The 11,434-nt window shown below is 46.2% G+C and carries 13 protein-coding genes; 10 read left to right on the forward strand and 3 right to left on the reverse strand.

Annotated elements, in window-relative coordinates; translation table 11 throughout:
* Positions 1 to 71: 71 nt before the first annotated feature.
* Both ACFQWC_RS18225 and ACFQWC_RS18230 read left to right on the forward strand, forming a co-directional pair.
* Positions 72 to 410, forward strand: coding sequence for a hypothetical protein (locus tag ACFQWC_RS18225; RefSeq protein ID WP_299741844.1), 339 nt, complete (start codon positions 72 to 74; stop codon positions 408 to 410).
* A 141-nt stretch (positions 411 to 551) separates the two neighbouring features.
* On the forward strand, positions 552 to 683 hold the full coding sequence (locus ACFQWC_RS18230) for a hypothetical protein (RefSeq protein ID WP_299741846.1): 132 nt from the start codon (positions 552 to 554) through the stop codon (positions 681 to 683).
* A gap of 99 nt (positions 684 to 782) precedes the next feature.
* Here ACFQWC_RS18230 and ACFQWC_RS18235 read toward each other — a convergent pair whose 3' ends face one another.
* Both ACFQWC_RS18235 and ACFQWC_RS18240 read right to left on the reverse strand, forming a co-directional pair.
* On the reverse strand, positions 783 to 1,334 hold the full coding sequence (locus tag ACFQWC_RS18235; RefSeq protein WP_299741848.1) for a DUF3231 family protein: 552 nt from the start codon (positions 1,332 to 1,334) through the stop codon (positions 783 to 785).
* Positions 1,335 to 1,557: 223 nt separating this feature from the next.
* Positions 1,558 to 2,151, reverse strand: coding sequence for a TetR/AcrR family transcriptional regulator (locus ACFQWC_RS18240; RefSeq protein WP_299741850.1), 594 nt, complete (start codon positions 2,149 to 2,151; stop codon positions 1,558 to 1,560).
* 120 nt (positions 2,152 to 2,271) lie between these two features.
* Between ACFQWC_RS18240 and ACFQWC_RS18245 the strand changes: the two genes are divergently transcribed.
* From ACFQWC_RS18245 to ACFQWC_RS18270, 6 genes are all read left to right on the forward strand, one after another.
* Complete coding sequence (locus tag ACFQWC_RS18245; RefSeq protein ID WP_377108778.1) at positions 2,272 to 3,120, forward strand: ABC transporter ATP-binding protein; 849 nt, start codon at positions 2,272 to 2,274, stop codon at positions 3,118 to 3,120.
* Complete coding sequence (locus tag ACFQWC_RS18250; RefSeq protein ID WP_341357423.1) at positions 3,120 to 3,824, forward strand: hypothetical protein; 705 nt, start codon at positions 3,120 to 3,122, stop codon at positions 3,822 to 3,824. The genes ACFQWC_RS18245 and ACFQWC_RS18250 overlap by 1 nt, the downstream gene beginning before the upstream one ends.
* A complete protein-coding gene (locus tag ACFQWC_RS18255; RefSeq protein ID WP_377108779.1) occupies positions 3,821 to 4,777 on the forward strand; it encodes an ABC transporter permease in 957 nt (318 codons plus the stop codon). The genes ACFQWC_RS18250 and ACFQWC_RS18255 overlap by 4 nt, the downstream gene beginning before the upstream one ends.
* A gap of 152 nt (positions 4,778 to 4,929) precedes the next feature.
* The gene (locus ACFQWC_RS18260; protein WP_299741858.1) at positions 4,930 to 5,355 is read left to right on the forward strand and encodes a DMT family transporter; all 426 of its coding nucleotides are present in this window, start codon (positions 4,930 to 4,932) and stop codon (positions 5,353 to 5,355) included.
* Positions 5,356 to 5,371: 16 nt separating this feature from the next.
* Positions 5,372 to 6,067, forward strand: coding sequence for a Crp/Fnr family transcriptional regulator (locus ACFQWC_RS18265; RefSeq protein ID WP_299741859.1), 696 nt, complete (start codon positions 5,372 to 5,374; stop codon positions 6,065 to 6,067).
* A gap of 12 nt (positions 6,068 to 6,079) precedes the next feature.
* On the forward strand, positions 6,080 to 6,556 hold the full coding sequence (locus ACFQWC_RS18270) for a DMT family transporter (protein ID WP_299741861.1): 477 nt from the start codon (positions 6,080 to 6,082) through the stop codon (positions 6,554 to 6,556).
* Between the two features lie 597 nt (positions 6,557 to 7,153).
* Here the strand turns inward: ACFQWC_RS18270 and katG are convergent.
* A complete protein-coding gene (katG, locus tag ACFQWC_RS18275; protein WP_299741862.1) occupies positions 7,154 to 9,370 on the reverse strand; it encodes a catalase/peroxidase HPI in 2,217 nt (738 codons plus the stop codon).
* A gap of 340 nt (positions 9,371 to 9,710) precedes the next feature.
* On the opposite strand from katG, the gene ACFQWC_RS18280 reads away from it, so the two are divergent.
* Together ACFQWC_RS18280 and ACFQWC_RS18285 are read left to right on the forward strand one after the other, a co-directional pair.
* Positions 9,711 to 10,397 (forward strand): response regulator transcription factor, encoded by a 687-nt coding sequence (locus ACFQWC_RS18280; RefSeq protein ID WP_377108780.1) that lies wholly within the window; start codon positions 9,711 to 9,713, stop codon positions 10,395 to 10,397.
* A gap of 1 nt (position 10,398) precedes the next feature.
* Positions 10,399 to 11,394: a sensor histidine kinase gene (locus ACFQWC_RS18285; RefSeq protein WP_377108781.1), complete on the forward strand. Its 996-nt coding sequence runs from the start codon at positions 10,399 to 10,401 to the stop codon at positions 11,392 to 11,394.
* Positions 11,395 to 11,434: the final 40 nt, after the last annotated feature.

The raw sequence follows: 11,434 nt of genomic DNA on the forward strand, positions 1-11,434 counted from the left end.
AGGGGACGGAGAAAGTGTGAGGTTTATATATCATCGTTTTATTCCAACATAAAGCAAAGGAGGTTCAATTCATGTATTCTACACAAACCTTGCCTCAATGGTTTTGGCTACTCTATTACTCACTCATTCTATTAACGATTGCATCTGTCTTCTTCTCAATTCAAAACCAACGGGACATATGGAGGGCAATGATCACCATCTTTGTCACTCTTTCCATTCCGGTTGTCGGCTTTGTTAATGGAATTTATCGAGAGCAGAATCAAAATGAATGGGAGCAATGGCTGAGCCACCTTGGCAAAGGGGAGTTGTGGGCATTATATCTTCTGTTCGGTTATATATATGTGGTCGTTTGGTGGGGGGCATTGATCCGGAAGAGGAAGGAAGCTGAAAGAGTCAGCAGACAAGGATAAGTTATATTCTGGAGCGATTCCTTATCCACCCTGTTACCTGGGCTTTCCCAAACATAAACCAACAATAAAGTAAAACCTTTTCCGGGCTCTCACGTATGTAAGAAAACCAAAATGGAGTCATATGAAAGGGAGGATGGTCAAATGGATTATTTTCAAAGGCTCAAAGAAATCCAGCTCCTTCAATGGGAATTATTTATTGATTATTGGTTTTTACATATTGGGGTTTTGATAGTGGGGGTAGGTCTCCTCCTATTTTGGATCTTGAAAAAGTAAGAGAGTGTGGGCTGTCCAGGCTATTTGCTTTTATCGGAGAATAACTTGAAAAAGCTGAAGATCAGAAAGAGGAGCTTCAGCTTATTTTCATTTGAGCGTTTACCTGTTTTTAGGTGCCCCTGGAGGATAATAGTACGGTGGTACCTTTATCCACCCTCTTTTGCGCATAGCCGTTTTCAGTTCAAAACCGAACACCATTTTTTCTGCCTGGAATCGTGACCACATGAGTCCAATATCATTGCGAATGCTTTGGCTTGTGTTTGTGGCACACATCACAATATTTGTGGCAACCTTAATGGAGATGAAGTTAGCAATTTCCTCATCTGTCATTTTGGCCCCTAAGGGAATACTGTTGGGATCGGATTTTGGCCTTGGTTCTGACGTTTGAGATAGGGGGATGCCTTCATCGACCATAAATTGTTGTAGGGCGTTCAATTGGTGTTCCCCAAGCTTCTTTGATTTGTTAATAAGTTGAATTAATTCGTTGTCTGTCGTTGTATTTAATGCAGCCTCGAGGACCGGTATTTCTTCTGCCAGGGCAGTGAAATACAGCCAACATCCCATTGCTTCACCGATATGTGGAGGCGTCTTGGGTTCTGTATCAAAAGTGGTTCGCAGGTAATCGAAAGCGGTTTCAAAGATATTCTGCATGTAGGGTCATCCTTTTTTTAGTACCATTGTTGCCAATTTCCATCCTTTTAATCTGTTGTTCTTCACTTAAGGAAATGGGAGGGACCTGTTGGTTAATTCTTTTCTTCTGGGATAGTACGAAAGATTCCTGGCGATGGAGTTGTAAGTAAATGACTCGGTGGGGCCAAAGCAAAAAGCTTAGAGACCGGCTCTAAGCTTTTATCTATTCCCCTTAACCACCCACCTATTCTCTGTATCCGGAGATTCCATACATCAGGATCCTCAGGATGACGTCATGTTTTTTCACGTCCTTCGGATCACTGAAAAGGATGCTTTGTTCGGAGGAAACATCCTTTCGATACAACTCGATGATTTTCATGATGATATCATTGGGGACCTCATTGGAGATTGTTCCTTCTGATTTTGCATCATTGATGAACGCGGTAATCAATTCATACGTCCTGGTGATGAATTCCTGTTCGATCAGTTCCTTCATTTGAGGATCATTCATGATGAAGGAAATGAAATCGGGATGGAATTGACTTAATAACTCATTTTTGGTGAATATAAGTCCGGCTATCTTCTCTTCTGTAGAATCATCCGACTGGGTGATTTCTTCTGCCACATGTAACTGATTGGATAAGACCAATCGAACCACTTCAAGCATCAACCCTTCTTTATTCCCGAAGTAGTTGTAAATGGTCACCACCGAGACCTTTGCCTGTCCAGCAATTTCCCGAATAGAAACCTTGCTTGGGGAGAATGATTTAAATAAGACGAGAGCTGATTGGATAATCAGTTCTCTTTTTTTATCTGTACGTGCTTTAAATCCGTCCATTGCTTCACCTCAGAAAAAATTATAACAAAACGTTGATTTTGTTTCAAAATATTATTATAATCATTTTTGTACCAAATGAAACAAAAATATAAAAATGTTTCAAAATTAGGAGTGGATGACATGATTGCAATAGAAGCCAAAGGATTGACCTATTCATATGATGGGAAGTCAAACGCGGTGGACCAGTTAACGTTTCAAGTGGAGAAAGGGGAAGTGTTCGGCTTTTTGGGTCCGAGTGGAGCCGGGAAGTCAACGACGATCAGACTGTTGACCAAACTGATTGCCCCGCCACCGGGAAAGGTTTTTATACTCGGGCAGGATATGTCAAAAGCGAATCATTCGTTTTATAAAAAAATCGGGATCGCCTTTGAAAATGATGTCTTATACCCTACCCTTACCGGCTATGAGAACCTTATTTTTCACGCAAAGTTGTTTGGGACGGGAGAGGCAGAGGTGAATGACATCCTGAAAAAGATGGATCTTTACAAATCGAAGGATAAGAAGGCAGGGGAGTATTCCAAAGGGATGAAAACCAGGCTTGTTCTCGCCAGGGCCCTTGTCACCAATCCGGAAGTGCTTTTCATGGATGAGCCGACGTCGGGAATGGACCCGGAAATCGCGGCCTATGTCAGGGAAGTCATACGCAAAATGAACCAAAAGGGTACGACCATGTTCCTTACCACACATGACATGAATGAAGCGGAAAAGCTTTGTGATCGCATCGCTTTTTTCAATAACGGAAAGATTGTAGAGCTTGATACGCCTGAAAGCTATAAGAAGCGATTCGGTGAAAAAACCGTCACAATCGAACAGAGCGGGAAGAAGCATACCTTTACGCAAGATGGTGATCTGACATCCCTTCTTGCCATGATTGGAAGCAAAGAATTCGAGAGTATCCATTCCCAGGAAGCAAGCCTGGAAGAGATTTTCATCAAGGTAGTGGGCCGGGGACTGAAGGGGGGAGCATAATGCTGAAAATGGAGTACCTGAAGCTGATCCGAAACAATGTGGTTGCACTGATCTTTGGTTATATCCTTATCATGTCGATCGGGATCAATATTCTGTCATATGGATTTCAGGATGTTGACTGGGTAGCCCGATGGCTGCCGATTTTAACGATCTTTTATATTGTGATTCTCATCGACCTCTTATTTTGGATGGCGGCCATGCAGATTTCAGAGGACATGGAGACAAACATGATACAGGTCATGAGAACAAGCCGGAATATTGTCCAGTACTTTATGAGTAAACATATTCTGTTGCTTATCATCATTCTGGTCGCGGCCTTTCTCGCTGTGATTCCTGCAGCTCTCCAGATCGGATTTGTCCTGCAGTTTTTATATGTGACCTTCATTCTTTCGCTCTTTATGATCGCGAGTGGTGTTCTCCTTGCGATGATCGTGAAGAAACAAAGTGTTGTGATGCTTGCCGGGAGTGTAGTCACCGGATTTATCTTTGCCGTCATGGTCCGGCTCGTCTTCCCATTATGGAACATCCAGCCTGTACCATTTAACCCGTTTGAACCCTTCATTCAGGCATACTACAACCTCTATCTGGCAGATGGACCGGGAATGGAATCGTATGTTGGCCTGACGGTTCTTGCAGTAGTATTCTATGCGGTCAGTCTTTTTATTTTTAAAAAGGTTACGTTTGACAGGGGGTTTCGATTATGAAGAGGGGATTATCCATGTTTATCCAAAAAGATTTTACCCTGGCCAGACGGAATATTCTGATCTGGCTCATCATTCTCTTTCCCATCTTCACAGCATTCGGAGCTTCAGGGATCACCGATACGTATTCGGATACTCCGAAAATGGTGGTAATGAACGGGGAGCAGCTCGAGCATGATCTGCCTGCTGAAGTGAAGGTCCTGGTCGCAGATTCCAAAGATGAAATGAAAAAGATGGTGTATGATCTCGATGCCAAGATTGGTATTTCAGATGGGGAATTGGTGACCGATGGCCGGGAGCCGAAAGAGGCGATGAAAAAAGCAGAACAGATGCTAAAAGGAGAGCCTATCAATACCGCCACACTGAGCAAGGATTTATTTGAAAAGGTGTATGCGTTCAATTTATACGGGGCCTTCCTCTTTTTTGGAATCATCATTCTTTTCAGCTTAGTGGAAGAGAGGAAAAACAAGACGACGGAGCTTCAACATGTGCAGCCGGTCCACCCGGTCATTCCGATCCTTTCCAAGGTGGTAATCGCCTCTTTGATCACTGTGATGGACTTTGCCATTTGCAGTTTCATATTAAATGTCCCGTTTCAATTGGGTCCAGTATTGTTGATCATCGTGATTGGAATCCTCCTTGGAACTGTCCTTGGTATGGCCATGGCATTTTATGCCTCAACCGAAACCCAGGCACTGGCGATCTTAAAGCCGGTGACACTCGTCTTCTTAATGGCCATTCCCGGATTGGGCTTTTTCCTGGGAGGCATCATGCATAGCGTGGCCATGGCGGATCCGTTCTATTGGCTTTTAAGATTGATTCACGGTCTTTATACAAATCAGTTGAACCCGATGTACGTGTGCCTGAGCTTTATTGTTTCCCTTACTGCCCTAACTTTAATTGCCCTGAATTGGCACCGCACGCCTTATGGGGTGAAGAAGCACCATAATGCCTAGAGTATAATAAGGCAGGTACTGAGCGACCCGGTGCTCTTGGTACCTGCCTTTTGGGGTTTACCTGATCACGGAATCGGCAACCCTTAGGACATATGTCCTTTCACAAAAATCGGTCCTCCTATTTAATAGAACAAAGAATAGGAGGATGAACGATGAAAGGTGCTTTATTTGCGCTGCTTGGTGGACTTTGCATCACCATGCAGGGGATATTCAATGCAAGGATGAGTGACGCGATCGGCGGGTGGCATACGACTTCGATGGTTCACCTTGTGGCCTTTGTGATTGCGATGACGATCTATATGAAAGTAAGAGATGGCAAAGGGAAGAGCTTCAGGCAGGTGCCGTTCCTGTACTTGATCGGAGGATCGTTCGGTGTGATCGTGGTGTTCTCGGAACTGACGGCGATCCACATGATCGGCCCGGCATCGGCGATTGCGATCCTTCTCGTGGCACAGATCGGGACAGCATTTCTCATCGAGTCACGTGGATGGTTCGGGGAGAAGAAGATCCCGGTCACGCCGAGGCAGGCAATTGGCCTCTCGATGATGCTTGCAGGGGTCGTCCTTTTCCAATTGTAGAAGAAGGAGTTTTACGATGAGAGAAATACAAGGGGGTTCCCCCCATCATTATATAAATCAATTCGAGCTGGAGGAGTTATTCCCGGCGGATTTCAGAAAGCATATCAAGGTGTATCACTTTGAAAAAGGGGACAATCTTTTTTCCACAGGGGAAGAACTCGACGAATTGTACTTCCTCATGGAGGGAAAAATCAAGATCTTCACCCATACACCGGAAGGAAAACTGTTGATCAACCGGTTCAAGCGTCCCCTTGCCCTGATCGGGGATGTGGAGTATGCGAAAGGTACGGCGGTGCTCAATTCAGTGGAAGCCGTGACGGACGGAGTGTTCTTATCCGTGCCTTTCACCGATCTTTCAAGGCTTGAGAAAGAGAATCCCGCCATTATGCGATTTTTATTTGATACAGTGGCCCACAAGTTCTACACGGAATCACATATCACGAGCATGCACATGCTGTATCCCGTCGAAGTGCGCCTGGCGAGCTATTTACTATCCATATCAGAAGCAGGAGAAGGGACCATGTTCCATCAGGAAATGCATACGTCCAATCTCATGGAGCTCGCTGAATGGATCGGAACCAGCTACCGCCACCTGAACCGGGTACTGAAGAAGATGGCAACGGATGATCTCATTGAACGGGTCAACGGTTCCATCACCATCAAAGATCTTGATAAACTCAGCATCCTTGCGAAAGGAAACATCTATGAATAAGGAGGGTCTCATATGATCGGAATTGCACTCGCCATCATGGCAGGAATCTTAATCAGTTTGCAAAATGTATTCAACGCACGGGTCAGTGAAAAAACAGGCCCATGGGCAACGACGAGTTTGGTACTCGGCCTTGGTCTCGTCTGTTCACTGCCGGTCTTCTATACAATGGAAGACAAAAGTCTGCTCGACTTCAGCGGGGTCGATCCCGTCTTTCTGTTCAGCGGCGTATTCGGTGTCGGCATCGTATTCTTCCTGATGAGGGGAGTCACGCTGATCGGCCCGGCGTATGCGATCTCGATCGCACTTATTTCTCAAATCACCATTGCATTTGTCGTCAATACAGGTGGATGGTTCGGTTTTGAACCTTCTGCCCTTTCCTGGGAGAAGATTCTTGGGATCGGATTGTTGATTGGCGGAGTGTTGGTTTATAAGTTGGAGAAGCGGACGGAAGTAGGAGAAGATGTTGTAGGTGAGAAAATTGGAGCATGATTTTTATAGTAGGCAACGGGGACGGTTTTACTGCTTATGTAGCATAAAACCGTCTTTTTGTTGCGCTCTAATAAGCGATGACATGGAGGTTCTGTTGAACATAAACCTGAACCCGATAGATACGCCTTTTCAAAAACCGGTCCAAATCCTGAAGAGGGTAAAGCTGCCTTCCGTGTAGATATGTATGCCCACCTAAAGAAAATTCGACAACTAGGATCAATTGTAGATAGAGGATTAATAAATAAATATTTGGATTAATAAATCCCAATCAGGATTAATAATCTGAAATGAGGATTGAAAATAATCCAATCCGGATCGATTACTCCGAGAAGGGATTGCTCACCAGGATTTCCACCCATATCCGGCCCCTCAGACCATGTCCAGAATCCTACTTCAGCTTAAAAATAGACAATCTAACGTCATTTTTCGTCCAAAAGCAGTCCGAATATATGATGTGTTCATCAATGGCACACAAAGCCCAGACTTGCTGCTTCAAAAACCGATTGTATAAACCCAAACAGGGATTTCGAAAGTAAGAGGAAAAGATTATTGAACAGAAAACACGCCTCTTCCCAACATGGAAGAGGCGTGTTTCGTTTATTTCAAATCAAACCGATCTGCATCCATCACTTTCCCCCAAGCGGCAACAAAGTCACGGACAAATTTCTCTTTATTGTCATCCTGCGCATACACTTCTGCTAGAGCACGAAGGACAGAGTTCGAACCGAACACCAGGTCAAAGCGTGATGCCGTACGAACCACTTCACCCGTCTTGCGGTCACGGCCCTCATACTGATTGAAGCCTGCCGGTTTCCACTCGATGTTCATATCGAGCAAATTCACGAAGAAGTCGTTGTTCAGCGTACCGACGCGATCTGTGAATACGCCGTGTTTCGAATCACCGTGGTTGGCGCCGAGAGCACGCATACCACCAAGAAGGACGGTCATTTCCGGTGCAGTCAGTCCTAACAATTGTGCTTTATCCACAAGCATTTCTTCCGGGCTGACAGCGTATTCCTGCTTCTGGTAGTTGCGGAATCCGTCTGAAACCGGCTCCAGTACACCGAAGTTTTCAGCATCAGTTTGATCGGCTGTTGCATCGCCGCGACCAGGTGAAAATGGAACCGTTACTTCGAAACCGGCGTCACGGGCGGCTTTTTCAACCCCTGTGTTTCCGCCTAACACGATCAAATCAGCCAAGCTGACTTTCTTATCAAGCTTGCTCTGAAGGCCCTCATAGACACCCAGGACTTTCTCAAGCTGCTGTGGTTCGTTCACTTCCCAGTCCTTCTGCGGTGCGAGACGGATGCGTGCACCGTTCGCACCACCGCGCATATCAGAACCGCGGTACGTGCTTGCGGATGCCCAAGCTGTTTTCACGAGCTCGCTCACGGTTAGACCTGTTTCCAGAATCTTTTCTTTCAACGAAGCTACTTCAGAATCGGATAAATCATAATCCACCGCAGGAACCGGATCTTGCCAGATCAATTCTTCATCAGGAACCTCTGGACCCCAGTATCTTGCTTTCGGCCCCATGTCGCGGTGAAGAAGCTTGAACCAGGCACGGGAGAAGGCATCGGCAAACTCTTCCGGATTCTCGTGGAAACGACGGGAAATCTTTTCATAATCAGGATCCATACGCAGCGCCATATCAGCGGTCGTCATCATCGTCTTCACTTTGATCGACGGATCTTCGGCATCAGGTGCCATATGTTCTTCCGTCATGCCGACCGGTGCCCATTGGGAAGCGCCTGCCGCACTCTTCGTTTTCTCCCACTCATACCCGAATAGAAGGTCGAAGTAGCCGTTATCCCATTTCGTCGGATTCGTCGTCCAGGCACCATCGACACCGCTTGAAATCGTGTCACGGCCTTTACCGCTACCGTATGAACTGATCCAGCCGAACCCTTGATTTTCAATGTCCGCAGCTTCCGGATCGTCACCGACAAGAGAAGCGTCGCCGGCTCCATGAGCTTTTCCGAATGTGTGACCGCCTGCAATAAGGGCCACGGTTTCATAATCGTTCATCCCCATGCGTCCGAATGTATCACGGATATCACGGGCACTTCCAAGTGGATCCGGCTCACCATTCGGGCCTTCCGGATTAACATAGATGAGACCCATCTGGACGGCAGCGAGTGGATTTTCAAGCTCACGGTCCCCTGAGTAGCGGTTGTCCGCAAGCCATTCTTTCTCATTTCCCCAATATACATCTTCCTCAGGATGCCAAATGTCCTCACGTCCTGCACCAAATCCGAATGTCTTCAATCCCATGGATTCAAGAGCAACGTTACCTGTTAACACAAGCAGGTCAGCCCAGGAAATCTTATTCCCATACTTTTGTTTAATCGGCCACAACAGGCGGCGGGCTTTATCAAGATTGACGTTATCCGGCCAGCTGTTCAGGGGGGCAAAGCGTTGTGAACCTGATGAGCCGCCTCCGCGTCCGTCCGTTTCACGGTATGTACCTGCTGCGTGCCAAGACATCCGGATGAAGAATGGACCGTAGTGACCGTAGTCAGCAGGCCACCAGTCCTGGCTGTCTGTCATCAGATTGTGAAGATCCTGCTTCAGGGCATCGTAATCAAGCTTCGAGAATTCTTCTTTATAATTGAAGTTTTCCCCCATTGGGTTTGATTTCGTGTCATGCTGGCGAAGGATGTTCAGGTTCAACATGTTCGGCCACCAGTCTTTATTCGTCGTACCTCCTGGAGCCGTGGTCGTCGTGATGGCACTATCCTTGTGGTGAGTGACAGGGCACTGACCTGCAGCTGCTGAGTGATCCTTTTGGTCTGGGCGATTGTTGTTTTCCATTTACAATTCTCCTTTCAGATATGGGACACTTGGTCGAATAAACCATTACCATTTGCTAGAGGTGAAGAGTTAGATTATTATGATAATTCTTACTTGTATTATAGTGGACGATGAGTCTGATTCAAAGTGAGAAGTGTTCAATCGACGGATTTTTATGGAAAATGTATCAAGTAGGAGGCTTCTTATAGAATAAGAGTAAGTCGAGGGGGAATAACATGAATGAAACAGATTTCGAATATGTCTTCTTAGGTGAAGGGACGGCTGGTCGGAACCTGTCCATTGATTCTGCTTCCATGATAAAATATGTTGATAAAATGACTGACGGTTAGGGTGTATGTATATGAAAGTGTTGTTGGTAGAAGATGATCGGACGATTGCGGCAGGGTTGGAGTATTCGCTGCGTCAGGAGGAATATGAGACGATTCTTTGTTATGATGCGGAGTCTGCCAAAGCGATGATTCATGGTCGGTTAGAAGAAATCGATTTATGTTTGTTTGATTTGTCGCTTCCTGATGGGAGCGGCTATGATTTGTGTGAGATGGTGAAGAAGCGGGACGATAAGCCGGTGATCTTTTTGACAGCGCTGGATGACGAAGTGAACGTCGTAATGGGGCTGGATATGGGAGCGGACGATTATATTACGAAACCGTTCCGGGTCCGTGAGCTGCTATCCCGTATCCGGTCGGTGCTCCGTCGATATCATAAGCAACCGGCACAGGCAAATGTGTGGATGGATATTGAGGATATCCGGATTAACACGTTAGAGGGCAAAGTGTATAAAAATGGTGACGAGGTAGTATTGACCGCTTTGGAATACCGGCTTCTCCTTATCCTTGCCAATCACGTCGGACAGGTTCTGACGAGGGCCCAGCTCCTCGATCGGATATGGGACGTGGCCGGTGATTTTGTCAACGATAACACGTTGACTGTTTATATCAAGAGGCTGCGCGAGAAGTTAGAGGACCATCCGCAGCGGCCAACGATCATCAAGACCGTTCGCGGTATGGGATATAAGGCGGGGGATTAATATGTGGCGGAATCGGGAAGTTCAATGGCTTTTCATCAGCCTATTATCCATCAGTCTTGCGGCATTCGTATTGGCAGGTTTTCTGTTTTCGATTCGGGTTGCATGGTTTGTGCTGGTCACATCCGGCTTGCTCGCAGGATGCAACTTTTTCTTTACAAGGTGGCGATACGATGAAATTGAAAAGCTGTCGGGTTATTTGAGAAAAATCAGCAGCGGGGATGACAGCCTCGATGTCCGGGATAACCAAGAAGGGGAGCTCAGCATATTAAAGAATGACATCTATAAGGTAACCTTGATGCTGTCTGAGCATCGTTCATTTTTAGAGAAGGACAAACTCACCTTGACCAATGCCCTTTCTGACATCTCGCATCAGTTGAAGACACCTTTGACTTCGATGATGGTGATGGCCGATCTCTTAAGTGATAGCACATTGGAGGAATCCAAACGTGCCGAATTCACTCAACATATCCGGGTGCAGTTGGAGAGGATCGAATGGCTTGTCTCTTCCCTTTTGACATTATCCAAGATCGATGCAGGGACCATCGCCTTTAAGAAAGACACGGTGGCCGTCCGGGACCTGATTCAGAGGGCGGTGCAGCCTGTCTTGATTCCAATGGAAATTAAAGAGCAGACATTGAACGTGAACGGGGACGAATCGGTCACGTTCATCGGTGATCTTCGCTGGACGGCCGAGGCCCTCATCAATATCCTGAAAAATGCTGTGGAGCACACGGGAGAAGGAGGGGTGATCTCCATTTCGTTTTCGGAGAATCCACTCTACACTGAAATCACCATTTCCGATAATGGAGACGGGATTCCAAAAGAAGATCTCCCATACATATTCAGGCGTTTTTACAAGGGCAAGAATGCAAGTGACGACAGTGTCGGAATCGGTCTGGCGATGGCTTACAGCATCATCACCAGTCAGCAGGGGGATCTTGAGGTCCGAAGTGAAAAAGGAAATGGGACCGTGTTTTCGATTAAATTTTATAAATAGGAAGGTGTTTATTCTTGCTCCCCGTACCCACTAAAGTGAA

Source organism: Rossellomorea sp. GCM10028870 (genome assembly GCF_042666755.1).
Classification (GTDB): domain Bacteria; phylum Bacillota; class Bacilli; order Bacillales; family Bacillaceae_B; genus Rossellomorea.